The following is a 23,974-nucleotide window of genomic DNA, read 5'->3' as shown; positions in this document are numbered from 1 at the left end:
GAAAGAAAGTGGAATTTGTATTTTTAGGAACTGGTGCAGGTGTTCCTTCGAAAGGAAGGAACGTTTCGGCAATTGCTTTGCAATTGTTAGAAGAACGAGGACAGACTTGGTTATTTGATTGTGGCGAGGCGACGCAACATCAAATACTACATACATCAGTACGCCCACGCCGCATTGAAAAAATATTTATTACGCATTTACATGGTGATCATATTTTTGGCTTACCTGGTTTATTAGGAAGCCGTTCATTTCAAGGAGGGACTACACCTTTAACAGTGTATGGACCAAAAGGAATTAAACAATTTATTGAAGTGGCATTATCAGTAAGTACGACACATGTAAAATATCCACTTAAAATTATTGAGATAACAGAAGAAGGTACTGTATTTGAAGATAATGAATTTCACGTGGAAACGAAAAGATTGTCACACGGCATTGAATGTTTTGGGTATCGAATCGTAGAGAAAGATATACAAGGTGCTCTTTTAGTCGATAAATTGCTGGAGATGGGTGTGAAACCAGGCCCGCTCTTTAAACGTTTAAAAGATGGAGAAGTAGTTGAATTAGAAAATGGTACGATACTAAATGGAAAAGACTTTATTGGTCCGCCTCAAAAGGGAAGAATTATTACCATTTTAGGTGATACAAGATATTGTGAAGCGAGTAGAGAGCTGGCACAAGACGCTGACGTACTTGTCCATGAGGCAACTTTTGCGGCAGAAGATGAACAACAAGCGTATGATTATTTTCATTCTACATCTAAGCAAGCTGCGAGTATTGCACTTCAGGCAAATGCAAAACGATTAATATTGACTCATATTAGTTCTCGTTATCAAGGAGATACATATAAGGAATTATGGAAAGAGGCAAGAGAGCTATTTTCTAATACGGAAATAGCTACGGATTTGAAATCATTTCCAGTGGATAGATAATAATGGTGTAAAAAAATGGTGACAAAAGGTCGCCATTTTTTTATTTCTAAAAAAAAATTAAAATAAATCTGTTATCATTTTATACTTATATGGGATGAAACAGAAAATTTTTATGATGTGAAGATATAGGATAAAAATACATAGTACCGATTATTTAGAGAAACTGTTATATAAGTCAGACGACATACGAGTGGTACAAATACCAAAAACGGATTGTTATTCAGAACTTTTAAAATTCATTAAAAGTAAGCGTTTTATTAAAAACAAGCTATAATGAGGGCAGATTATAATTTATCCGCTATTTGTGGGCTAATAATCAGTGGGATGGATAAGATCTCTACCGATTAAAGTTTCACTTGTTTATGCTATCCTTGTAAGTGGTTCTGTGTTAAACTTTGGATTGCTACCAGACTTTATTCTGGATTAGCTTATATTATTTTTAAATGAAGGTAATGCGAAGTTTCTTATTTATTATGGTCACTAGTATTATTTCAGGATATATTGTTTCACTGTTACTCAAAAACAATCCAATTCGTATAGCGGAATAAGTTCGTAGTACAACTGGAAAAGCAACCGATTTGGTAGCTTAATAGAATAGTAAAAAATTTTTTCATAGAGGTTTAGGGGGAGTTATGATGAAGTATCGCTCAGTATTTGATATTATTGGTCCAGTTATGATTGGTCCATCAAGTTCACATACAGCAGGCGCAGCAAGAATGGGGCAAGTTGCTCGCCAGCTGTTTCGTCATGAACCAGAAAGAGTAAGCATTTCATTATATGGATCATTTGCAAAGACGTATCGTGGGCATGGTACAGATGTAGCACTGATCGGTGGGATATTAGGGTTTGAAACAGATGACTTACGTATTCCAGAGGCGCTAGACATAGCAAAAGAGCGCGGAATTGAAGTAGAATTTATTGAAGAAGATGCAAATGCACCTCACCCAAATACAGCGAGAATTCGTTTGTATAAAGGTGAAGAAGAAATTGAAGTTGTTGCTTGCTCAATTGGTGGCGGTAAAATTGAAGTTGTAGAATTAAACGGGTTCGATCTTCAATTAACAGGCACGAGTCCAGCACTACTTATTGTAAATAACGATCGCTTTGGTGCTATTGCAGCAGTAGCTTCAATCCTTGCGAAACACGAGATTAACATTAGTACAATGAGTGTTTCTCGTAAAGAAAAAGGAAGAAGAGCGCTTATGGTTATCGAAACAGATGAATTATTAGCAGATGAAGTGATTGAAGAGATAAACGCGCAACAAAATATTTGTCAAGTAACTATTATGGAATAATTGCAGGGGGGGACACACCATGTTTCGGAACGCAGCGGAACTAGTGGCGCAAGCTAAAGAACAAAATGTAAAAATCGCAGAAATTATGATTAAATGTGAAATGGAAACAAGAAATATTTCACGTGAAGAAGTAATTGCTGGTATGGAAAAGAACTTAGTCGTAATGGAGCAAGCAGTAGAACGTGGTATTCGCGGAGTGAAATCACCAACTGGTTTAACTGGTGGAGATGCTGTAAAAGTTCAGACGTATATGAATAGCGGAAAAGGCTTATCTGGAGATACGATTTTGGACGCAGTGAGTAAAGCTGTTGCAACAAATGAAGTAAACGCAGCGATGGGAATTATTTGTGCAACGCCAACAGCAGGGTCTGCTGGAACAGTGCCAGGTGTACTATTTGCACTAAGAGAAAAATTGCAGCCTACACGTGAAGAAATGATTGAATTCTTATTTACAGCAGGAGCTTTCGGCATGGTTGTTGCAAATAACGCTTGTATTTCTGGTGCAGCGGGAGGATGCCAAGCTGAGGTTGGTTCAGCAAGTGGCATGGCAGCTGCAGCTGCAGTTGAGATGGCTGGTGGAACACAAGATCAAGCAGCTACAGCGATGGCGATTTCATTAAAGAATATGCTTGGTTTAGTATGTGATCCTGTTGCAGGGCTTGTAGAAGTACCTTGTGTAAAACGTAATGCAGCAGGAGCTGCGAATGCGATGATTTCAGCTGATTTAGCATTAGCTGGTGTAACGAGTACAATTCCATGTGATGAAGTAATTGAGGCAATGTTTAGAATCGGACAAACGATGCCAGTAGCACTTCGTGAAACAGCGGAAGGTGGACTTGCAGCAACACCAACTGGCCGTCGTCTGCAAGAAGAGATTTTCGGGAAAACTAATAACTAAACAATATATATTTATAAAAAAATGGAGCTCAAGTAAGATTGAGCTCCATTTTTTTATTTCTCTTTTGTTAGTTGTTCTAATGTTTTTCCAAGATTATGTGATCGTTGTGTAGCCTGTGTAATACAAGAAATAAGTGCTTGTTGAAATTTATGTTCTTGTAATACTTCAATGCCTGCTTCGGTCGTTCCGCCAGGAGAAGTAATTTCCTTTCGCAAAACAGAAGGGTGTTTTTCACTTGCTTTTAGCATTTCAGCAGCACCAATCATCGTCTGAAGAATAAGTGACTTTGCAACATCTTCTTTTAAACCAATTGTTTTTGCGGCTTCTTCCATCGCTTCCACTACGTAATAAATATAAGCAGGTCCACTTCCAGATAATGCAGTGACAGCATGCATATCTTCTTCCTCTACAACAGAGACGAGACCGATCGTTTCAAATAAGGCTATGGCAGTCTGAATATGTTCCGCTGTTGCATGCTTTGAAGGCGAGATAGCAGTGGCTGACTTTAAAATAGCTGCAGATGTATTTGGCATCGCACGAATAATCGGAACATCTTTTTGAAGTAGGTTTCTAATTGAGTGAGTAGAAACACCTGCTAATAACGAAATAATAAGCAGGTTATTATGTATATCTTCTTTAAAAGGAGTCAGTGCTTCTGCAACATCCTTCGGCTTCATTGCTAGAAAAAGAATAGTTGTATCAGTAAGTAGCTCTTTTTTATTATGTGTACCTTTGACGCCGTATTTTTTATGTAGCTCCTGCAACCTTGTCTCGTTAGAACGATTACTTACAGTAATTTGTTCGCCTTTCACAACATTTGCATGTAACAAGCCACCAATAATAGCTTCAGCAATAGAGCCTGCACCGAGAAAGGAAATGTTTTGAATAGACATGATGTTCCTCCTTTAAATTTGGTTAGAAATTCTTATAAATGTACATACATTCGTTTTTTTATAGGAAACACCTCTTTTTATCTGAAAATAATGACAAATATATGTAGAAGATGTAAACTGAAGAAGTATTCATTTTTGAACCGGAAAGAGACAGGGGGGCTAAGCATGACGGCGATTCACCGAATGGAGATTCCTGTGCCATTTGCAGTTGAAACTGTGAATGTGTTTTTAGTTGAGGGGGAGACATTAACATTAATCGATACAGGGACGAAGACAGAAGGGGCAAGAAGTGCGTTAGAAAGTCAATTAGGTGCATTAGGATATACGATAGAAGATATTGAAACAGTAGTCATTACGCACCATCATGCGGATCATTGTGGGCTTTTAAATATATTTTCTGAGAAGACGAACATTATTGGGCACCCTTGGAATGAGCCTTGGATCACGCAAAATCCAGAATTTCTAAAGCGCTATCATGAGTTTTTTAGAGAGACTGCTTTGCAATTTGGTGTGCCAGCAGCATTTTTGAAAGACGAGGCGTTATTGACGTCAAAGACACTGAAGTATTCTTGTAATAGATCGTTAACGCATACTGTGAGAGAGGGAGATCGTATTGATTCTTTACCTGGGTTTACAGTTATTGAAACACCAGGTCATGCTTCCACTCATATTTCATTATATAGAGAATCTGATGGAATATTAATTGGCGGGGATGCTCTCATTAGTCATATTTCTTCGAATCCCATATTAGAACCACCATATGAAGGACAAACAGAAAGGGCACGCCCATTATTACAATATAATCAAACGTTAAAACGTTTAAGTGAAATGAATATTTCACGCATTTTATCAGGACATGGAGAAGATGTTCTAAATGTGAAACAACTTATTGAAACGAGATTACAAAAGCAAGAAACACGTGCGTTTAAAGTGCTTGAGTTATTAAAGGAAAAACCAATGACAGCATTTGAAGTATGTGTAAAACTATTTCCAGTATTATATAAGGAACAATTGCCACTTACTATTTCAGAAACTGTTGGACAATTAGACTTTTTAGCATATAATCAACAAGTGATGATTGATGAATCTTCACAACAATTGATTTATTATGCAAAGTAGGTGACAGCAATGACAGGACGTTTACAAAATAAAGTAATCGTCATTACAGGTGCTTCTAGTGGAATTGGAGAGCAAGTTGCAATGCAAGTTGCAGAGCTGGGGGCGACTCCAGTATTAATGGCTAGAACAGAAGAAAAATTAAAAGCGTTAGCAGAGAAAATTAAAGAAACGTATAATACGCCTTGCTATTACTATGTATTAGATGTAAGTGAAGAGACGGAAGTACAATCTGTTTTTTCAAAGGTATTACAAGAAGTAGGACGTATTGATATATTAGTAAACAATGCGGGATTTGGTATTTTTAAAACGTTTGAAGAGGCGTCAATGGATGAAGTGAAAGATATGTTCCAAGTAAATGTATTTGGATTAGTAGCTTGTACGAAAGCGGTACTACCTTATATGGTGAAAAGAAACGAAGGGCATATTATTAATATTGCTTCACTTGCTGGGAAAATTGCAACTCCGAAATCGAGTGCGTATGCTGCGACGAAACATGCAGTATTAGGGTTTACGAATAGTTTACGCATGGAGTTATCTAGTACAAATCTTTTCGTAACAGCGATTAATCCAGGTCCGATAGATACGAACTTTTTTGAAATAGCTGATCAATCCGGTACATATGTGAAAAATATGGGACGATACATGTTAAAACCAACATATGTTGCAGAGCAAATCGTAAAATCGATGCAAACGAAAAAGCGTGAAGTAAACTTACCGAAGTGGATGGGCATGGGTCCAAAACTTTATGCTCTCTTCCCAGGTTTATTTGAGCGTTTTGCAGGCAAATCATTAAGTAAAAAATAGGAGATTTCCATATGGAAATCTCCTATTTTTTTATTTTCCAGTCACATAATCGTAAACGATATCCTCAACTGCCTCGTATACATCAATTTCAGTATTTGTATGAATTATCGTTTGAATATGTTTAATTAGCATTTCCTGATCCTCATTTGACATAGGATTACATTGATATTGTTGAAAACTTTTTATAATCATTTTCTCAATGAATTTCTCATTCATGTTTTTCCCCGCCTGTATGTACGTATGTATTGTTTTATTGTACTTGAAGTGAAACAAAAAAACTACTATGCAATATTTATGTATAAAAATTCGAATGTGTATATTGTTTTTCTAGTAAAATTAAGTTTTTTAAGTTTGTAAAATTTATAAATATTTAATTGACTCTATAAATATACAATATTATAATCATACTTAATTTAAAGAATTGATATGAGGAGGAGCATATGAAAGTCGCAATTATTGGAGCAACTGGGTATGGAGGTATTGAGTTAATTCGGTTATTAGAGCAACATCCATATTTTTCGATAGCATCTCTTCATTCTTTTTCGCAAGTTGGCGAGTGTATAACAAATGTATATCCACATTTTCAAAATGTTCTTGTTCATACGTTACAAGAAATTGATGCGGAGGAAATAAAGAAGAAAGCAGAAATTGTATTTTTAGCAACCCCAGCAGGAGTATCAGCAGAGTTAACTCCGAAATTATTAGCAGTAGGTTTAAAAGTAATTGACCTATCTGGAGACTTTCGTATGAAAGATCCTTCGACATATGAACAGTGGTATAAAAGGACAGCTGCAAAAAAAGAAGTTCTTAGGGAAGCTATATATGGGTTAAGCGAATGGAAAAGGTCCGAAATTCAAAATGCAAATTTAATTGCAAACCCAGGATGCTTTGCTACAGCTGCATTATTAGCGATATTACCGTTAGTAAGTAGCGGCATAATTGAAGAAGATTCCATTATTATTGATGCGAAATCAGGCGTATCTGGAGCAGGAAAAACGCCAACAACGATGACTCACTTTCCTGAGTTATACGATAACTTACGTATTTATAAAGTAAATGAGCATCAACACGTTCCTGAGATTGAGCAAATGCTTGCAGAGTGGAATAGGGAAACGAAGCCAATTACGTTTAGTACACATTTAATACCGATATCACGAGGGATTATGATTACACTTTATGCGAAAGTAAAACGAGAAATAGAAATAGAAATAGAAATAGAAATAGAACAGCTTCAAAAGTTATATGAAGAAACGTATGAACAATCGCCTTTCATTCGAATTCGCACACAAGGAGAGTTTCCAAGTCCGAAAGAAGTGAGGGGCTCAAATTATTGTGATATGGGTATAGCTTACGATAAAAGAACAGGAAGAGTGACAGTCGTTTCTGTTATAGACAATATGATGAAAGGTGCTGCTGGGCAAGCGGTTCAAAATGCAAATATAGTAGCGGGACTAGAAGAAACAACAGGCTTACAACATATGCCGCTTTATCTATAAGGGGGACATGATGATTAAAGTAGAGTCTATTACAAAATTAGAAAATGGTTCCATTGTAGCACCAAAAGGATTTTCGGCAATCGGTACTGCAAATGGTTTGAAAAAAGAAAAAAAGGATTTAGGTGTAATCATTTGTGAAGTGCCAGCATCATGTGCCGCTGTTTATACAACGAATCAAATACAAGCAGCCCCGTTGCAAGTAACGAAAGAAAGTATAGCGGCTGAGGGGAAATTACAAGCTATTATCGTCAATAGTGGAAATGCAAACGCTTGTACAGGAATGAAAGGCTTACAAGATGCTTACGAGATGCGTGCATTAGGGGCGGAACATTTTGGAGTGAAAGAACATTACGTTGCAGTAGCTTCAACAGGTGTAATTGGTGTTCAGCTCCCGATGGATATAATTCGAAAGGGAATTGTAACTCTTATCCCGACGAAGGAAGTAAGTGAAGCACGTTCTTTTTCTGAAGCAATTTTAACGACGGATCTTATAACGAAAGAAACGTGCTATGAGATGATTATTGATGGAAAAAAAGTGACGATTGCTGGTGTTGCGAAAGGTTCAGGGATGATTCATCCAAATATGGCAACGATGCTAAGTTTTATTACGACAGATGCTCATATAGAGCATGACGTATTGCAAACAGCATTATCACAAATAACGAATCATACATTTAATCAAATTACGGTAGATGGAGATACTTCTACGAATGATATGGTCATCGTTATGGCAAGTGGATTATCAGAAACGAAACCAATCAATATGGAACATGCAGATTGGGAAACTTTCGTATTCGCTTTACAGAAGGTGTGTGAAGATTTAGCAAAAAAAATTGCACAAGATGGTGAAGGCGCTACGAAGTTAATAGAAGTAAATGTGCTAGGAGCCCGAACGAATGAAGAGGCAAAGAAAATTGCAAAGCAAATAGTCGGTTCGAGTCTTGTGAAAACAGCAATACATGGTGAAGACCCAAATTGGGGCCGAATTATAAGCAGTATGGGACAAAGTGAAGTAGCGATTCATCCAAATACAATTGATATTACTCTTCAATCTATCGCAGTGCTAAAAAATAGTGAACCTCAAATGTTTTCTGAAGAGGAAATGAAAAAGAAATTAAAAGAACATGAAATTATGATTGATGTGCATTTACATTTAGGAGAAGAGAACGGATCAGCTTGGGGCTGTGACTTAAGCTATGAATATGTGAAAATAAACGCTTGTTATCGTACATAAGGAGAGGGAAGATGAGCGATTATATTGTAGTGAAATGCGGCGGTAGTATGTTGGATCAATTAAATGATGTGTTTTTTGATTGTATAAAGAAATTGCAACAGAAGTATAAAGTAGTGATTGTCCATGGTGGCGGCCCAGAAATTGATGCGCAATTAAAAGATTGTAACATCAAAGTAGAAAAAAGAGATGGGTTACGAGTAACACCAAAAGAAGTTATGGATATTGTTCAAATGGTGCTATGCGGAAGTACGAATAAAAAATTTGTGATGAAGTTGCAAAGGCATAATTTACTTGCGGTAGGTTGTTCAGGGTGTGACGGCAAATTACTTCAAGTTCAACCTGTCAGCGAAGAAATAGGATATGTGGGAGAAGTAAGTTATGTTGAAACATCCTTACTAAAAGGATTGATAAATTTGAACTATATTCCTGTTATTGCTCCGGTCGGGATAAATGATAATGAGATTTATAACATAAATGCGGATACAGCTGCAGCTGGAATTGCGGCCGCATTATCCGCAAAAGAACTCATTTTTATTACGGATGTAGATGGGATATTACATGAAGGGAAATTAGTAAAGAAAACGGATGAATCGGAAATTATTACTTTAATAGAAAAAGGAGTTATTACAGGCGGGATGATCCCGAAAGTACAGGCGGCACTAACGTCATTAAAAATGGGAGTGCAAAAGATAAGTATTGTGAACGGTACAAAAGATTTTACTGAAGTTACGGGCGAGTGTATTGGAACGACGGTAACGAAAGGAGTAAGTATCGTATGACAAGTCATCTTTTTCAAACGTATGGGAGAAGAAATATTGAGCTTGTAAAGGGAAGTGGAACGAAAGTTATTGATGAAAATGGTAAGCAATATTTAGACTTCACATCAGGAATTGGCGTATGTAATTTAGGGCATTGTCATCCTACGGTTATGAAAGCTGTTCAAGAGCAACTTCATGATATGTGGCATATATCTAACCTGTTTACAAACAGCTTACAAGAAGAAGTAGCGTCATTATTAACAGAAAATACAGCGTTAGATTCTGTTTTTTTCTGTAATAGCGGGGCAGAGGCGAATGAAGCTGCTTTGAAGCTAGCTCGTAAGCATACTGGAAAATCTCTCGTCATCACATGTCAGCAGTCTTTTCACGGTAGAACATTCGGAACGATGAGTGCGACGGGGCAAAATAAAGTGAAAGAAGGATTTGGTCCGCTCCTTCCGTCTTTTTTACATACCCCGTTTAACGATATAAAGGCGTTAGAGGAAGTAATGAATGAAGAAGTAGCGGCGGTAATGGTAGAAGTTGTTCAAGGAGAGGGAGGAGTCATTCCTGCTGATCTATCTTTTTTGAAAGCAATTGAAACATTATGTAATAAGTTCGGTTCCTTATTTATTATAGACGAAGTACAAACAGGGATTGGAAGAACAGGGACATTATTTGCTTACGAACAAATGGGAATAGATCCTCATATTGTTACTGCCGCTAAGGCGCTTGGAAATGGCATACCCGTTGGAGCGATGATTGGCCGGAAAGAACTTGGAGCATCGTTTACTGCAGGATCACATGGTTCAACGTTTGGTGGAAATTATATTGCAATGGCTGCAGCGAAAGAAGTATTGCAAGTAAGTAAGAAACCATCGTTTTTAAAAGAAGTAAAGGAAAAGAGCGAATACGTATTAGAGAAGTTGCGAGAGGAATTACGACATGTTGAATGTATTCAAAATATACGTGGTAAGGGGCTTATGATCGGGATCGAGTGTAAGCATGAAGTTGCAAGTTTTATAGAACAACTAGAGAAAGAAGGACTTCTCGTATTACAAGCAGGACCTAATGTGATAAGACTATTACCACCACTTATTGTAACGAATGAAGAGCTAGAACAGGCAGTATATATGATAAAAAAAGTAGTTTGTACAAAAAACGTATCAATCATATAAGGGGGAAATTCCATGTCAACTGTACAAGTACCGAAATTAAATACGAAAGATCTTTTAACATTAGAAGAATTGACGCAAGAAGAAATCATTTCTTTAATTGAGTTCGCTATCTATTTAAAAAAGAATAAGCAAGAGCCTTTATTACAAGGAAAAATATTAGGGCTTATCTTTGATAAACATTCAACTCGTACTCGCGTATCTTTTGAAGCAGGAATGGTACAGCTTGGAGGACATGGCATGTTTTTAAGTGGGAAAGAGATGCAAATTGGAAGAGGGGAGAGCGTTTCAGATACTGCGAAAGTATTATCTCATTATATTGACGGGATCATGATACGTACATTCTCACATGCCGATGTAGAAGAGCTTGCAAAAGAATCGAGCATACCTGTTATTAATGGATTAACGGACGATCACCACCCTTGTCAAGCGTTGGCAGATTTAATGACGATTTATGAAGAAGTGAAGACATTTAAAGGAATTAAATTAGCTTATGTAGGTGATGGGAATAACGTATGTCATTCATTGTTGTTAGCGAGTGCGAAAGTCGGAATGAATATGACTGTAGCGACGCCTATAGGATATGAACCGAATGAGGAAATTGTAAAAAAAGCGTTAATGATTGCTGAAGAAACAGGAGCTGAAATTGAAATTTTGCATAATCCTGAATTAGCGGTGAGTGAAGCAGATTTCATTTATACTGACGTTTGGATGAGCATGGGGCAAGAAGGAGAAGAAGAGAAATATACTTTATTTCAACCTTACCAAATTAATAAAGAACTTGTTATGCATGCGAAGCAAACATATCGTTTCTTACACTGTTTACCCGCCCATCGTGAAGAAGAAGTAACAGGAGAAATTATAGATGGACCACAGTCTATCGTGTTTGAGCAAGCTGGTAATCGATTGCACGCGCAAAAAGCATTATTAGTAAGTTTATTTAAAAATGTAGAAGAACTTTCTTAAATGAGGTGCATCTCCAGTTGTTAGACATGAATAACAATTGGATGTGTACTTTTTTACATTGAAATGTCGTATGTATATTTGGTTAATCATCTCTATATCATTTATAATAAAAGGAGTAAACTACATTTGTTTTTCATATCATGTAAGGACATACTAGATAGAAAAAATATAGTTAAAGAGATGATGAATTTGAAAGCACCTAAGAAAACATATTCGTTTTTTCAGCGGATGTGGAGAATATTAAAGTTTCAATATTATAAGTTGCTTCGATCACCAGAAGGAGCAAAGAAAGTATCGTTAGGTTTTGCGATTGGGTTTGGTTTAGAGATGCTGGTCATATATACGGCATCGCTCGTATATGTCATATTTTATCCGATCGTTCGATTAGCAAAGGGATCTTTTCCTGCTGCGGTTATTGGCAATATTATTGGGAAAATATCGTTTTTACCGGTATTTTTATTTCCAGTTGCTTATGCGTTAGGAAAAATGATTTATCCATTTCATGTGAAAAAAATACATCATGAACCATTTACGATATCTGACTTGTTTTCAAGCCATATTTTCACAATGTTAAAGAGCTTATTACAGAGTGAAGTGTATGTATTAATTGGTATGACGATAATAGGAGTTGTGTTTGGGGTAATTTCATATTTCGTTGTGCATTATTTATATGAAAAGAACCGTAAGTTACGTTTGAAGAATAGAAAGAAACGAGTGAGAGAACCGCTCGTGCAAATATAAAGAGTGTCACATTCATTTTCTCCTCGGAATATGTTTAAGAAAAAGGAGGAGAGAACGAATGTATTATTATTACGTACCGCAAGTATATCCATATGTAAATTATTATCCGGTTTATGATATGAATAGACAATACGAATTATATCGACAACAGCCATTACAGCAATTACCACAAATACCGCCACAACAATCTACTCAAGAACAAAAACCATATTTAACAACATGGCCATATTCAAATGTATACTATGGTAATTATTACGAATCATAAAGCTGCTTCTATTTAGAAGCAGCTTTATGCGTTTGTTTTCAAAATTAAATTTTGAATGGTTTGAAGAGAGTGAATGAGTTTTTCACGTTCTTCCTCAGATAAAGTTTGGAAATTTTCTTTTAATTTGTCTAAAATGAATTGTTGATATTGATTTACTAACAATTTCCCTTCAGCTGTTAGGGAAATTAAAATGACCCGTCGATCTTTTTCGCTATAATGACGCTCTATTAGTTCTTCTTGAATTAGTTTGTTTAATAGAGGTGTCATGTTAGGCCTTGAAATCGCTAGCCGTTTGCCGATTTCGGAAACTGCTAATGTGCCATTTTCATGCAGAAGTAGTAATACTTGTGTATGTGATGGCGGCATATGTCTTTGAGAAGAAAATTCTCCAGGAAGCATAAATTTGCGATAAAAAAGAGGCACTAGCGAAAGAAGATGATCAACAATACGTTCCCACTCGCGTGATTCCATATAAAGGCCCCCTTCCACACTATCATTGTAACAAAAAAGACAGGGTATAAAAATAGAATTGTTTCATGACCGCTTTAATATTTGTAGGATAACACTTGCTTTATAAACGTATTAGCAATAATCGCGTAGCCGTTATCATTTGGGTGTACTTGGTCAAAGAGTAAATCTTTTTTATCATTTGATATTAATTTACGAATTGGTAAAACGATAGATGGTTGATTTGCTTTTGAAATGGAATAAACGGATTCATTCCAGCCATCTAAAAACATATCTGCATAACTGGCGATGGAGTCATCGAGTTGTAACGGGTTATAGAGCTCTGAGAGAATGAGTAAAGCGTCCGGGTTTTGATCGCGAACTGTCTTTACAATAGTTTTTATATCCGCTTCAAAATGAGCTTTTTCTTTATTTAACATTTTAATACCGTCTATAACACCGACATCACGATTTAAGCGAAATAAATTATTTCCTCCAATATTAATCGTAATGATATTTGCTGCTCTAATCTTTTGTTTTACATCTTCTGATTGAACTTTTTTTGCGAGACGATCTGTTGTAAGACCGTTTATTCCAAGGTTTTCTACGGTAATTGGTTTATGAATTTGTGCTTCTATTTGTCTAGAAGCTAATTCAGCAAATCCCCCTTGTGTCGACCCATATCCTTTGGCGAGTGAATCACCTAGTACGAGATGATAGAAGGAATCGTTTGTTTGTTTATCAATCCAACTTGGAGTAGATGTTTTTTCTGTTTTTTCTTCAGGTTCATTTTGTTTTGTCTCATCGTTCTTCTCAAAATAAGAATAAGAAATGATTAGAAGGAGGAGACAAACAATTGTTAAGATGACTTTTTTCATAAATTCATCCTCCTTGTAATTGGTAATTGTATCATATTCAGCAGTATTAACAATGTAAGGGCATATTATATATTTATGAAAAGTTTACAATAACTTTACAGAAAATTTGTAGAAGTATGTCAAAAAATATTGACGATATGAAAGTACATTATATATGATAATGTCAGATAAGGTGAAATTTTAATGAGTAGGACTTTATTTCCTTCTAATTAAAATTTCAACAATCGGGCGTTAAAGGGGGACTACTCATTAGCGCAGGATGAAATGGAAATCTTGTCTCTAATAAAAGAAAAAAAGGTATGTGGTTAGAGACAAATAGAGATTCATTTCATTATTTTGGGTAATTGTATAAGGGGGATTTTTTGTGAAAAAGTCAAAAAAAATGCTAGCTGGAGCAACTCTTGCTATTGGTGTAATAGCACCACAAGTGTTGCCAACAACAGCTTATGCGGAAGAGAACAATGGGGAGAGTACGGTTAACTTACGAATTCTAGAAACATCAGATATTCACGTTAACTTAATGAATTACGATTATTATCAAACGAAAACAGATAATAAAGTAGGTCTCGTACAAACGGCAACACTTGTTAATAAAGCACGTGAAGAAGCGAAGAACTCTGTCCTATTTGATGATGGGGATGCATTACAAGGGACACCGCTTGGAGATTACGTAGCGAATAAAATAAATGATCCGAAGAAGCCTGTGGATCCTAGTTATACACATCCGTTATATCGTTTAATGAATTTAATGAAGTATGACGTCATCTCTCTTGGGAATCATGAATTTAACTACGGTTTAGACTATTTAAACAAAGTAATTAGTAAAACAGAGTTCCCAGTTATTAACTCGAACGTCTATAAAGATGATAAAGATAATAATGAAGAGAACGATCAAAATTACTTTAAACCATATCATGTCTTTGAAAAAGAAGTAGAAGATGAATCAGGTCAAAAACAAAAGGTGAAAATTGGTGTAATGGGATTTGTTCCACCTCAAGTTATGAACTGGGATAAAGCGAATTTAGAAGGAAAAGTGAAAGCAAAAGATATAGTTGAAACAGCGAAGAAAATGGTGCCAAAAATGCAAGCAGAAGGTGCAGATGTTATCGTAGCACTAGCGCATTCTGGTGTTGATAAGAGTGGATACAACGTTGGCATGGAAAACGCTTCGTATTATTTAACAGAAGTTCCTGGTGTAGATGCAGTATTAATGGGACATTCACATACTGAAGTGAAGGATGTATTTAATGGTGTTCCAGTTGTAATGCCTGGTGTCTTTGGAAGTAACTTAGGTATTATTGATATGCAGTTGAAAAAGGTAAACGGAAAATGGGAAATACAAAAAGAGCAATCGAAGCCGCAACTTCGTCCGATTGCTGATAGTAAAGGGAACCCATTAGTACAATCTGATGAAAAATTAGTTAATGAAATTAAAGATGATCACCAAGCGACAATTGATTATGTGAATACAGCTGTAGGAAAAACGACAGCGCCAATTAATAGTTATTTCTCATTAGTACAAGATGATCCTTCTGTACAACTTGTAACAAATGCACAAAAATGGTATGTAGAAAAGTTATTTACGGAAAATGGACAGTACAGCAAATATAAAGGAATTCCAGTTTTATCTGCAGGCGCACCATTTAAAGCAGGTGGCCGAAACGGTGCTACATATTATACGGATATTCCAGCTGGAACGTTAGCAATTAAAAACGTTGCAGATTTATATGTATATCCAAATACGTTATATGCTGTAAAAGTAAATGGGGCACAAGTGAAAGAATGGCTTGAAATGTCTGCAGGTCAGTTTAATCAAATCGATCCAAAGAAAACAGAAGAACAACCATTAGTAAATATAGGCTATCCTACATATAACTTCGATATTTTAGATGGCGTAAAATACGAAATTGATGTAACACAACCAGCGAAATACGATAAAGATGGAAAAGTTGTAAATGCAAATACGAATCGTATTATAAATATGACATATGAAGGTAAGCCAGTAGCTGACAATCAAGAGTTTATCGTTGCTACAAATAACTATCGTGGAAGTAGCCAAACGTTCCCGGGTGTAAGTAAAGGGGAAGTTGTATACCAATCACAAGATGAAACACGTCAAATCATTGTGAAGTATATGCAAGAAACACCAGTTATTGATCCAGCAGCAGATAAAAATTGGACGTTTAAACCGATTGTTGCAGATAAATTAAATACAACATTCGATTCTTCACCAAATGCACAAAAGTATATAAAGAAAGATGGGAAAATATCATATGTTGGGCCATCTGAAAATGAATTTGCTAAATATGCAATTGATATAACGAAGAAGAACGATGATGATAAGGAAACTGGTGGAGAGAATCCAACAACACCGCCAACAGGTGAAGGAAATAATGGAGGAAATCCAACGACACCACCAACAGGTGAAGGAAATAATGGAGGAAATCCAACGACACCACCAACAGGTGAAGGAAATAATGGAGAAAATCCAACGACACCGCCAACAGGTGAAGGAAATAATGGAGAGAATCCAACGACACCACCAACAGATGAAGGAAATAATACAGGATCTGGACAAACTACAACGGATAATCAAAACTCAAAAGAAACAACAACTGTAAGTGAAAATAAAGAAGAACGTGATTTACCGAAAACAGGTACAAGTGTTGCTTCTACAATTGGAGCAGGCTTGGCGTTTGTTGGAGCGGGATTACTTCTGTTATTTAGAAGAAAGAAAGCAAATAGATAGTCGAGAAATATAAAAAGGATTACCGATTCAGGTAATCCTTTTTAGTATATTATGAGATTGTAACGGCTTTTTCTTTCTTCCATGAAAGGCCAAATCCAGTAAAGCCAACGATAATTGTTAAGACTGGGCAAGCTAAACAGAAAATTGCGAATGGAAGGTAATCAAATGTCGGAACGCCAAGGACGTTCGATAAGAATACACCACTTACTCCCCATGGTACGAGCGGGTTAATAACTGTACCTGCATCTTCTAATACGCGTGATAAATTACGACGCTCTAAACCGACTTCATCGTATTTATTAGCAAATGCTTGTCCTGTTAAAACGATGGATAAGTACTGCTCACCAAGTAAGAAGTTTACACCAATTGCAGTTGAAGCAGTAGAAATAATTAAACGTGTGCTATTTTTTACGAAGCTAGAGATAATATTCATTAGCTGCGTGATAATACCCATTCCTTGTAATAATCCTCCCATACAAAGAGCTAGGAAAATAAGTGCAATCGACATCATCATGCTTTGCAGGCCACCGCGAGATAGTAAGCTATCAATGTCTTTAATACCAGTTTTAGAAACGTAGCCGTCTTGCATAATTTTCATTAAATCAGCTAAAGAAGTGCTAGGTTTAAAGATAAAGAGAATAATAATTCCTATCACAATTCCTGCAAGCAATGTTGGAACGGCTGGAACTTTTTTAAATGCGAATAGGAATAGTAATAAAATAGGAATAAGTGTAACGATAGAAATCGTTGTGTTTTTCTCTAACGTGCTAATAAAGTTTGTGAAGTCAACGTCTCCACTAGTGCCGCCTCCTAAAATGAAAAAGGCGATAAAAGCAATAATGAATGCTGGAACTGTTGTCCAAAGCATGTTACGAATATGCTCAAATAAATCTACACCCGTAACAGCAGGAGCTAAGTTAGTTGTATCAGATAAAGGAGACATTTTATCTCCAAAGAATGCACCAGAAATAATTGCACCAGCGATTAGAGCCGGATCGTATCCGAGAGCACTACCCATGCCCATAAAGGCAAGTCCTACAGTTGCGGCAGTTGTAAAGGCACTACCGATACTTGTTCCAACAATTGCACAAACAACAAAAACAGTCGGAATGAAAATCTTTGGAGATACAAGCTGGAAGCCGTACACCATTAAAGTTGGAATTGTTCCAGCAGCGATCCAAACACTGATTAATACGCCTACAAGTAAGAAAATAAAAATAGATGGAATACCAGCTGAAATACTACTGATCATCCCTTTTTCCATAGTAGACCAAGAGATTTTTTTCATAAATCCAAATGCTAATAAAAGAACGATACCAAATAAAATTGGGATGTGTGGTGAAACTTCTAATTGAATAACACTAAAGCCAATACAGAAAAAGATAAATAATGTTAAAAGAACAGATTCAATTTTTGAAACCATTGTTTTCCCCTCCTAAGTAATCTAAAATAGCTCTTTTTTATATAAAATTCGCCAATATTGTTTATTTCCTTCTTAAATTTAGAATTTTTTGACAAATTACCGGTAATTGTTGATCCTTCAATATGATACGGAAATGATTGGATAAAAAAACGTCCCTGCATATAATTATGCAGGGACGAAGAAATCGCGGTACCACCCTAGCTTGTGAAATGAATGTATCACAAAATAAAGGGTCGTATGATATGCGCTAATAAAATAAAAACGCCCCTGCAATATATGCAGGGACGAAAAATTCGCGGTACCACCCTAAATTGTGAAACAGTTTCGTTTCACCACTCTTTAGATATAACGGTCTATAACCGTCTTTCACTACTCCTTACGTTTCGCAAAAGAAGCTCCAGGGGGTAATTCATAATTCGCTCTGTACTGGTTCGCACCGACCACCAGCTCTCTGAAATCAGAAATCGAAATACTACTAAATCCTATCAATGCCGATTCATATGATGTTAGTTAAATTTTTATCACATTTTCAACTTATATGTCAATAAAAATGCGCAATATTTTTTTAGGGAAATAAAGGTTAAATGTTTTTAATGTTCTAAATTTGTGCGTTATAATGAATTTGAAAGGGGAGGAAAGAGTGAAGAAAAAAATAATTCTTTTTACCACCTTACTAGTCATTGGCGGAAGTGCTGGAATTTACACAGCTTTTGCAGCTGAATCAGAGCAGGCGAAGCAAAAGCAAATACAGCAGTCAGAAGTGAAGAAAGTGAAAGAAACGGAAGAGAAGAAGTCGATGGAAAAAGCAGCTGAGAAACTAGGAGTTTCTACTGCAGGGAAAACAAAAGAAGAAGTTACGAAAGAAGTAGATAAGGCTAGATTTGAGCAGCGCCATGATTTATTAATTGAACATGCAAAACAACTTGGAATTGATACAGAAGGAAAAAAAGATGAAGAGATTATTTTAGAAATCGGAAAGATACAACACGGAAAGTAGAACAACTTATCGTATGATAAGTTGTTCTTTTTTAAGAACTATTTGATTTAAAAATAATTGACAGTCATTTGAATTTAATGTTAACTATATTTATAAACTAGTTAACATTAGGGGTGGCAATTGTGACTGTTAATAGTAATACGACTGAAAAATCGTCTTATACATATGAAGAATTATCGGAGAAAAATAAAGCTTATGTATGGCATCCGTTTACACAAATGAAAGATTATTTAGAAGAAGATCCTGTCATTATTGAACGTGGAGAGGGAAGAAAGCTATACGATGTAAATGGAAATGAATATTGGGACGGTGTTTCATCTATTTGGTTAAATGTTCACGGACATCAAGTACCAGAGTTAGATGAAGCAATTCGTGAGCAATTAAATAAAATTTCCCATTCTACTATGCTAGGACTTGCTAACGTTCCATCTATTTTATTAGCAGAAAAAATAATTGAAGTTGTACCAGAAGGTTTGAAGAAAGTATTTTATTCAGACTCTGGTTCTAGTGCCGTTGAAATTGCAATTAAGATGGCCTTTCAATATTGGCAGCATAAAGGAAAACCGAAGAAACAAAGATTTGTTACATTAAAAGAAGCGTATCACGGTGATACAATTGGAGCTGTTTCAGTAGGAGCAATAGACTTGTTTCACCAAGTGTATAGTTCACTTTTATTTGAAGCAATTAAAATGCCTTATCCATATACATATCGTTCTCCTTATGGAAATAATAAGGAGGAAATTGTAAAAAAACATTTAGAAGAAATGGAAGAGTTGCTGAAAGACAAACATGAAGAAATTGCGGCGATTATTGTAGAACCTTTAATGCAAGGTGCTGGCGGTATGATTACAATGCCAAAAGGATACTTAAAAGGGCTACGTAATTTATGTAAAAAATATAATGTTTTATTTATTACAGATGAGGTAGCGACTGGATTTGGGCGTACCGGGAAAATGTTTGCATGTGAACATGAAAATGTAACGCCGGACATTTTAACAGCCGGAAAAGGTTTAACGGGCGGATATTTACCAGTTGCAATCACCGTAACGACAGATGAAATTTATAATGCCTTTTTAGGCGACTATGAAGAACAAAAAACGTTTTTCCACGGTCATAGTTATACAGGGAATCCGTTAGGGTGTGCGGTAGCAATTGCAAATTTAGAACTATATGAGAAAACAAATTTAATAGAAGAAGTGGCACGTAAAACAGAATATGTGGCGACGCAATTAGAATCGCTCTTTGCATATAAACATGTAGGGGATATTCGTCAGTGCGGGTTAATGGTTGGAATTGAACTTGTGAAGAATAAGGAAACGAAAGAAGCGTTTGAATGGACAGAGAGAGTCGGTGTTCAAGTGTGTAAACGCTCAAGAGAGCTAGGCATGATCTTGCGACCGCTCGGTAATACGATTGTATTTATGCCTCCTCTTGCTTCTACAATTGATGAGATTGATGATATGTTACGTATTTTATATAAAGCAATCTCGGATGTTACGGAGGGAGCATAATGAGTGGTTTTTTTGTAACAGCAACGGATACTGAAGTGGGAAAAACTGTAGTTGCAGGTGCATTAGCGGGTGTATTTAGAGAATTGGGATATAACATAGGGGTATACAAACCGTTGCAAAGTGGACATGTTGCATCAAATCCAGAGGGAGATGCAGCAAGGCTAAAAGCATTATCGGGTGTACCGACAAAAGAAGATGAAATTTGCCCTTATTCTATTGAAGAACCGCTTGCTCCGAGACTTGCCATGAAAAGGGCTGGAAGAGTAGTACATTTAAAAGACATTATGGATCACTATAAAGAACGTTTGAAAGAGTTTAATAGTCTACTTGTAGAAGGAGCAGGCGGACTGGCTGTTCCGTATACAGAAGATGCTTTAGTAATTGATTTCGCAAAAGAATTACAGCTTCCTCTTATTGTAGTAGCACGTCCTACATTAGGAACAGTAAATCATACCGTTTTAACGATTGCTTATGCGAAGGCACAGGGCTTAACGGTAGCAGGTGTAATTTTATCTGGCTGCAAAGAATGTGAAATGGAAAGAGTACAAGAAAATAAAGAAATGATTGAAGAACTAAGTGGGGTACCGGTTTTAGGTTTATTACCATTCTTTGAAGGTGCGTTTACAAAAGAAGAAGTCTTGGAATCTGCCAAAGAGTATATAATGATTTCAAAATTAGAGGAGTTTATCCGAAATGAATCAAACGTGGCGCACACATCTTCAATCTAAATTGCAACAATTAAATGAGCAAGGGCAGTATCGCAATTTGCATGTAACAGAACGAGCAGAAGAGACATGGCTTATTCGAGATGAAAAAAGGATGCTAAATTTAGCATCAAATAATTATTTAGGGTTAGCTGGAGATGAGAGGTTAAAAGAAGCTGCTATAGCATGCACAAGAAAATATGGAACTGGGGCGACAGCATCAAGGCTCGTTGTAGGAAATTATTCACTGTATGAAGAGGTTGAGAGAAATATATGCGATTGGAAAGGCACTGAAAAAGCCTTAGTTGTAAATAGTGGATATACGGCAAATATTGGAGTGATTTCTTCATTAGTCTGTCGTCACGATATTGTGTTTAGTGATAAATTAAATCATGCAAGTATCGTTGATGGAATTATATTAAGCGGAGCAGAGCATAAAAGATATCGTCATAATGACTTAGATCATTTAGAGAAGCTGTTGCAAGTAGCGCCGCCAAAAAAGAAGAAATTAATCGTAACGGATACTGTTTTTAGTATGGATGGTGATATTGCATATTTACGAGAGTTAGTGCACATAAAAGAGAAATACGGAGCAATGATTATAGTTGATGAAGCACATGCGAGTGGAATATATGGAATGAATGGAGCAGGATTGTCTCATATAGAAAAAGATGTTGCTCAAAACATTGATATACATATGGGGACGTTTAGTAAGGCTTTAGGGTGTTATGGTGCGTATTTGACAGGCGATGCAATTTATATAGAGTATTTACAAAATATGATGAGAAGCTTTATTTTTACTACTTCTTTACCACCAGGAACGTTAGGGGCGGTACAAAAGGCAATTGAAATTGTGAAAGAAGATAATGAAAGAAGAGAGAGACTTATAGAGAATGGAGCCTATTTTAGGACACATTTGCAAGAAGCTGGTTTTGATATTGGGAATAGCTCAACTCATATTGTACCGATTGTAGTCGGTTCAAATGAAACAGCTTTACGGTTTAGTAAAAGGTTGCAAGAAGTAGGTATTGCAGCAATTGCAATTCGTCCACCAACGGTTCCAGTTAATAGTTCACGGGTCCGTTTTGCAGTTACGTCCCAACATACAATTGCTGATTTGAACTGGGCTATTCAGCATATTATACGCATTGGTAAAGAAGAGGGGTTTTTAGTATGAAAGAGCTAAAGATTATTTTTATTCCTGGGTGGGGAATGGAAGAATGTGTTTGGACTTTAGTTCTGCCGTATTTTAAAGGATATTCTGTTCAATGTATCAATTGGCGTAATGTGAAAGAACAAAGTGAATTTGCGGGACGAATAATAGATGCAGCAAAAGATGAAAATGTGATTTTAGTTGGATGGTCACTAGGAGCGTTAGCGGCAGTTCAAGCTCATAAAAAGGTTAAGGCAAAAGGTATCGTACTAATTGGTGGCACTGCTAAATTTACAAATACGAGCGACTATACGAGTGGATGGAATGCTTTGCATGTAGAACGGCTGAAAAAGAATGTAGCGAGAAAGAAAGAAGATACGCTCAAGCGGTTTTATGAAAATATGTTTACAAAAAATGAGTTGAAAGAGAATAACAGGTTTGAAGATATGATAAAACGCTTTAAAGGTGATTCTATTCAGTCTTTGCAATTAGGTTTGGAGTATTTAATAGAAGCAGATATGAGGGAAGAACTGAAAGAAGTTAAAGTACCTATACTACTTATTCACGGAGAGCAGGATGTCATATGCCCATTATCTGCAGCGCGTAGTATGGCTGAGAATGAGACTGCCACGCTCAAGGTAGTAAGTGAGGCTGGACACGCATTATGTGTAACGAATTTTGAATATTGCGTAAGTGAGATAATTCAATTTGTAGAGGGGATACGACATGATCAACAAAACGTTACTACAAAAACGGTTTAACGTGGCAGCTGTATCCTACGATCAATATGCAAATGTACAAAAAAAGATGGCACATTCATTACTTTCTACATTGAATCGGCGATATAGTGAAAATTCAACGATACGCATTTTAGAACTGGGATGCGGGACAGGATATGTTACAGAGCAATTATCAAACTTATTTCCGAAAGCACATATTACAGCCATTGATTTTGCTGAAAGTATGATTGAGGTTGCGAAAACTAGACGAAATGTGAAAAATGTAATGTTTTACTGTGAGGATATCGAAAGATTACGACTAGAAGAAACGTATGATGTCATTATTTCGAATGCCACATTTCAATGGCTAAATGATTTAAAACAAGTGGTAAGAAATTTATTTTATCATTTGTCTATAGATGGGATATTACTCTTTTCGACGTTTGGACACGAAACATTTCAAGAATTGCATGCTTCGTTCCAGCGGGCGAAAGAAGAAAAAAATATACAAAATGAAACATCGATTGGACAACGTTTTTATTCGAAAAATCAGTTGCGCCATATATGTGAAATAGAAACAGGGGATGTGCATGTTTCTGAAACATGTTACATAGAGAGATTTACAGAAGTTAGGGAGTTTCTACATTCTATTCGAAAAGTAGGAGCGACCAATAGTAATGAAGAATCCTATTGTCAAAGTCCCTCACTCTTTCGTGCGATGCTTCGCATATACGAAAGAGACTTCACGGAAAATGAAGGGATAATGGCGACGTATCACGCTTTATTTATGCATATAACAAAAGAGGGGAAGAGATGA

At 36.3% G+C, this 23,974-nt stretch carries 24 protein-coding genes, 1 pseudogene and 1 other annotated feature; of the genes and pseudogenes, 20 read left to right on the top strand and 5 right to left on the bottom strand.

Annotated features, from left to right (window positions below; translation table 11 throughout):
* Positions 1-8: 8 nt before the first annotated feature.
* The 4 genes and pseudogenes from rnz (at position 9) to sdaAA (ending at position 3,125) form a co-directional block, all read left to right on the top strand.
* Positions 9-932 carry a ribonuclease Z gene (rnz, locus tag FOT98_RS04155; protein WP_063260855.1) on the top strand — a complete coding sequence of 308 codons (924 nt, stop codon included), beginning with the start codon at positions 9-11 and terminating at the stop codon, positions 930-932.
* Between the two features lie 319 nt (positions 933-1,251).
* A pseudogene (locus tag FOT98_RS33390) lies at positions 1,252-1,488 on the top strand (hypothetical protein).
* Between the two features lie 79 nt (positions 1,489-1,567).
* The gene (gene sdaAB, locus FOT98_RS04150) at positions 1,568-2,227 is read left to right on the top strand and encodes an L-serine ammonia-lyase, iron-sulfur-dependent subunit beta (RefSeq protein WP_061678097.1); all 660 of its coding nucleotides are present in this window, start codon (positions 1,568-1,570) and stop codon (positions 2,225-2,227) included.
* Positions 2,228-2,246: 19 nt separating this feature from the next.
* Positions 2,247-3,125: an L-serine ammonia-lyase, iron-sulfur-dependent, subunit alpha gene (gene sdaAA / locus FOT98_RS04145; protein ID WP_063260856.1), complete on the top strand. Its 879-nt coding sequence runs from the start codon at positions 2,247-2,249 to the stop codon at positions 3,123-3,125.
* 53 nt (positions 3,126-3,178) lie between these two features.
* On the opposite strand, the gene proI is transcribed toward sdaAA, so the two are convergent.
* Entirely contained in the window at positions 3,179-4,018 is an 840-nt protein-coding gene (gene proI, locus FOT98_RS04140) for a pyrroline-5-carboxylate reductase ProI (RefSeq protein ID WP_000027261.1), read from the bottom strand.
* A 165-nt stretch (positions 4,019-4,183) separates the two neighbouring features.
* Here proI and FOT98_RS04135 point away from each other — a divergent pair, with 165 nt between their 5' ends.
* Both FOT98_RS04135 and FOT98_RS04130 read left to right on the top strand, forming a co-directional pair.
* Complete coding sequence (locus tag FOT98_RS04135) at positions 4,184-5,137, top strand: MBL fold metallo-hydrolase (protein WP_001976451.1); 954 nt, start codon at positions 4,184-4,186, stop codon at positions 5,135-5,137.
* A gap of 9 nt (positions 5,138-5,146) precedes the next feature.
* Positions 5,147-5,941: an SDR family NAD(P)-dependent oxidoreductase gene (locus FOT98_RS04130; protein WP_063260857.1), complete on the top strand. Its 795-nt coding sequence runs from the start codon at positions 5,147-5,149 to the stop codon at positions 5,939-5,941.
* Positions 5,942-5,971: 30 nt separating this feature from the next.
* Here FOT98_RS04130 and FOT98_RS04125 read toward each other — a convergent pair whose 3' ends face one another.
* On the bottom strand, positions 5,972-6,157 hold the full coding sequence (locus tag FOT98_RS04125; RefSeq protein WP_063260858.1) for a YqzH family protein: 186 nt from the start codon (positions 6,155-6,157) through the stop codon (positions 5,972-5,974).
* A gap of 224 nt (positions 6,158-6,381) precedes the next feature.
* Between FOT98_RS04125 and argC the strand changes: the two genes are divergently transcribed.
* The 7 genes from argC (at position 6,382) to FOT98_RS04090 (ending at position 12,576) form a co-directional block, all read left to right on the top strand.
* Positions 6,382-7,437 (top strand): N-acetyl-gamma-glutamyl-phosphate reductase, encoded by a 1,056-nt coding sequence (gene argC, locus FOT98_RS04120; RefSeq protein ID WP_063260859.1) that lies wholly within the window; start codon positions 6,382-6,384, stop codon positions 7,435-7,437.
* A 10-nt stretch (positions 7,438-7,447) separates the two neighbouring features.
* Positions 7,448-8,671 (top strand): bifunctional glutamate N-acetyltransferase/amino-acid acetyltransferase ArgJ, encoded by a 1,224-nt coding sequence (argJ, locus tag FOT98_RS04115; protein WP_063260860.1) that lies wholly within the window; start codon positions 7,448-7,450, stop codon positions 8,669-8,671.
* 11 nt (positions 8,672-8,682) lie between these two features.
* Complete coding sequence (gene argB / locus FOT98_RS04110) at positions 8,683-9,450, top strand: acetylglutamate kinase (protein WP_063260861.1); 768 nt, start codon at positions 8,683-8,685, stop codon at positions 9,448-9,450.
* The gene (locus FOT98_RS04105) at positions 9,447-10,607 is read left to right on the top strand and encodes an acetylornithine transaminase (protein WP_063260862.1); all 1,161 of its coding nucleotides are present in this window, start codon (positions 9,447-9,449) and stop codon (positions 10,605-10,607) included. The genes argB and FOT98_RS04105 overlap by 4 nt, the downstream gene beginning before the upstream one ends.
* Positions 10,608-10,619: 12 nt before the next feature.
* Complete coding sequence (gene argF, locus FOT98_RS04100; protein ID WP_063260863.1) at positions 10,620-11,570, top strand: ornithine carbamoyltransferase; 951 nt, start codon at positions 10,620-10,622, stop codon at positions 11,568-11,570.
* A gap of 180 nt (positions 11,571-11,750) precedes the next feature.
* Positions 11,751-12,311: a DUF2062 domain-containing protein gene (locus FOT98_RS04095; RefSeq protein WP_061678133.1), complete on the top strand. Its 561-nt coding sequence runs from the start codon at positions 11,751-11,753 to the stop codon at positions 12,309-12,311.
* Positions 12,312-12,369: 58 nt separating this feature from the next.
* A complete protein-coding gene (locus tag FOT98_RS04090) occupies positions 12,370-12,576 on the top strand; it encodes a hypothetical protein (protein WP_063260864.1) in 207 nt (68 codons plus the stop codon).
* Positions 12,577-12,600: 24 nt separating this feature from the next.
* Here the strand turns inward: FOT98_RS04090 and FOT98_RS04085 are convergent, their stop codons facing one another.
* Positions 12,601-13,047, bottom strand: a complete 447-nt coding sequence (locus FOT98_RS04085; RefSeq protein ID WP_000445817.1) for a MarR family winged helix-turn-helix transcriptional regulator — start codon at positions 13,045-13,047, stop codon at positions 12,601-12,603.
* Between the two features lie 74 nt (positions 13,048-13,121).
* On the bottom strand, positions 13,122-13,901 hold the full coding sequence (locus tag FOT98_RS04080; RefSeq protein WP_063260865.1) for a GDSL-type esterase/lipase family protein: 780 nt from the start codon (positions 13,899-13,901) through the stop codon (positions 13,122-13,124).
* 364 nt (positions 13,902-14,265) lie between these two features.
* Here FOT98_RS04080 and cpdB point away from each other — a divergent pair, with 364 nt between their 5' ends.
* Positions 14,266-16,650, top strand: coding sequence for a bifunctional 2',3'-cyclic-nucleotide 2'-phosphodiesterase/3'-nucleotidase (cpdB, locus tag FOT98_RS04075; RefSeq protein WP_144290968.1), 2,385 nt, complete (start codon positions 14,266-14,268; stop codon positions 16,648-16,650).
* A gap of 49 nt (positions 16,651-16,699) precedes the next feature.
* Here cpdB and nhaC read toward each other — a convergent pair whose 3' ends face one another.
* Positions 16,700-18,073, bottom strand: coding sequence for a Na+/H+ antiporter NhaC (gene nhaC, locus FOT98_RS04070; RefSeq protein ID WP_063260867.1), 1,374 nt, complete (start codon positions 18,071-18,073; stop codon positions 16,700-16,702).
* Between the two features lie 277 nt (positions 18,074-18,350).
* Positions 18,351-18,571: a binding site (T-box leader), on the bottom strand.
* Positions 18,572-18,713: 142 nt separating this feature from the next.
* Between nhaC and FOT98_RS04065 the strand changes: the two genes are divergently transcribed.
* The 6 genes from FOT98_RS04065 to bioC all read left to right on the top strand — a co-directional run bounded on the left by FOT98_RS04065 (position 18,714) and on the right by bioC (position 23,974).
* On the top strand, positions 18,714-19,070 hold the full coding sequence (locus tag FOT98_RS04065) for a hypothetical protein (RefSeq protein ID WP_063260869.1): 357 nt from the start codon (positions 18,714-18,716) through the stop codon (positions 19,068-19,070).
* 122 nt (positions 19,071-19,192) lie between these two features.
* Positions 19,193-20,581, top strand: coding sequence for an adenosylmethionine--8-amino-7-oxononanoate transaminase (gene bioA / locus FOT98_RS04060; protein ID WP_063260870.1), 1,389 nt, complete (start codon positions 19,193-19,195; stop codon positions 20,579-20,581).
* On the top strand, positions 20,581-21,309 hold the full coding sequence (gene bioD / locus FOT98_RS04055) for an ATP-dependent dethiobiotin synthetase BioD (RefSeq protein ID WP_063260871.1): 729 nt from the start codon (positions 20,581-20,583) through the stop codon (positions 21,307-21,309). The genes bioA and bioD overlap by 1 nt, the downstream gene beginning before the upstream one ends.
* Positions 21,275-22,462, top strand: coding sequence for an 8-amino-7-oxononanoate synthase (gene bioF / locus FOT98_RS04050; RefSeq protein WP_063260872.1), 1,188 nt, complete (start codon positions 21,275-21,277; stop codon positions 22,460-22,462). The genes bioD and bioF overlap by 35 nt, the downstream gene beginning before the upstream one ends.
* Entirely contained in the window at positions 22,459-23,199 is a 741-nt protein-coding gene (locus FOT98_RS04045; protein WP_063260873.1) for an alpha/beta fold hydrolase, read from the top strand. The genes bioF and FOT98_RS04045 overlap by 4 nt, the downstream gene beginning before the upstream one ends.
* A complete protein-coding gene (bioC, locus tag FOT98_RS04040; protein ID WP_063260874.1) occupies positions 23,165-23,974 on the top strand; it encodes a malonyl-ACP O-methyltransferase BioC in 810 nt (269 codons plus the stop codon). Before FOT98_RS04045 ends, bioC begins: the two co-directional genes overlap by 35 nt.

Origin of the sequence: Bacillus sp. HY001, from assembly GCF_007558965.1 — a bacterium.
GTDB classification, from domain to species: Bacteria; Bacillota; Bacilli; order Bacillales; family Bacillaceae_G; genus Bacillus_A; species Bacillus_A mobilis.
The sequence above is the reverse complement of the archived record's forward strand: the minus strand, read 5'-3'. Positions and strand labels throughout refer to the sequence as shown.

Excerpts from the sequence above, each read along its gene's own strand:
- sdaAB (WP_061678097.1), top strand. The coding sequence starts at position 1,568 with ATGAAGTATCGCTCAGTATTTGATATTATTGGTCCAGTTATGATTGGT.
- sdaAA (WP_063260856.1), top strand. The coding sequence starts at position 2,247 with ATGTTTCGGAACGCAGCGGAACTAGTGGCGCAAGCTAAAGAACAAAAT.
- proI (WP_000027261.1), bottom strand. The coding sequence starts at position 4,018 with ATGTCTATTCAAAACATTTCCTTTCTCGGTGCAGGCTCTATTGCTGAA.
- FOT98_RS04135 (WP_001976451.1), top strand. The coding sequence starts at position 4,184 with ATGACGGCGATTCACCGAATGGAGATTCCTGTGCCATTTGCAGTTGAA.
- FOT98_RS04130 (WP_063260857.1), top strand. The coding sequence starts at position 5,147 with ATGACAGGACGTTTACAAAATAAAGTAATCGTCATTACAGGTGCTTCT.
- FOT98_RS04125 (WP_063260858.1), bottom strand. The coding sequence starts at position 6,157 with ATGAATGAGAAATTCATTGAGAAAATGATTATAAAAAGTTTTCAACAA.
- argC (WP_063260859.1), top strand. The coding sequence starts at position 6,382 with ATGAAAGTCGCAATTATTGGAGCAACTGGGTATGGAGGTATTGAGTTA.
- argJ (WP_063260860.1), top strand. The coding sequence starts at position 7,448 with ATGATTAAAGTAGAGTCTATTACAAAATTAGAAAATGGTTCCATTGTA.
- argB (WP_063260861.1), top strand. The coding sequence starts at position 8,683 with ATGAGCGATTATATTGTAGTGAAATGCGGCGGTAGTATGTTGGATCAA.
- FOT98_RS04105 (WP_063260862.1), top strand. The coding sequence starts at position 9,447 with ATGACAAGTCATCTTTTTCAAACGTATGGGAGAAGAAATATTGAGCTT.
- argF (WP_063260863.1), top strand. The coding sequence starts at position 10,620 with ATGTCAACTGTACAAGTACCGAAATTAAATACGAAAGATCTTTTAACA.
- FOT98_RS04095 (WP_061678133.1), top strand. The coding sequence starts at position 11,751 with ATGATGAATTTGAAAGCACCTAAGAAAACATATTCGTTTTTTCAGCGG.
- FOT98_RS04090 (WP_063260864.1), top strand. The coding sequence starts at position 12,370 with ATGTATTATTATTACGTACCGCAAGTATATCCATATGTAAATTATTAT.
- FOT98_RS04085 (WP_000445817.1), bottom strand. The coding sequence starts at position 13,047 with ATGGAATCACGCGAGTGGGAACGTATTGTTGATCATCTTCTTTCGCTA.
- FOT98_RS04080 (WP_063260865.1), bottom strand. The coding sequence starts at position 13,901 with ATGAAAAAAGTCATCTTAACAATTGTTTGTCTCCTCCTTCTAATCATT.
- nhaC (WP_063260867.1), bottom strand. The coding sequence starts at position 18,073 with ATGGTTTCAAAAATTGAATCTGTTCTTTTAACATTATTTATCTTTTTC.
- bioD (WP_063260871.1), top strand. The coding sequence starts at position 20,581 with ATGAGTGGTTTTTTTGTAACAGCAACGGATACTGAAGTGGGAAAAACT.
- bioF (WP_063260872.1), top strand. The coding sequence starts at position 21,275 with ATGAATCAAACGTGGCGCACACATCTTCAATCTAAATTGCAACAATTA.
- FOT98_RS04045 (WP_063260873.1), top strand. The coding sequence starts at position 22,459 with ATGAAAGAGCTAAAGATTATTTTTATTCCTGGGTGGGGAATGGAAGAA.
- bioC (WP_063260874.1), top strand. The coding sequence starts at position 23,165 with ATGATCAACAAAACGTTACTACAAAAACGGTTTAACGTGGCAGCTGTA.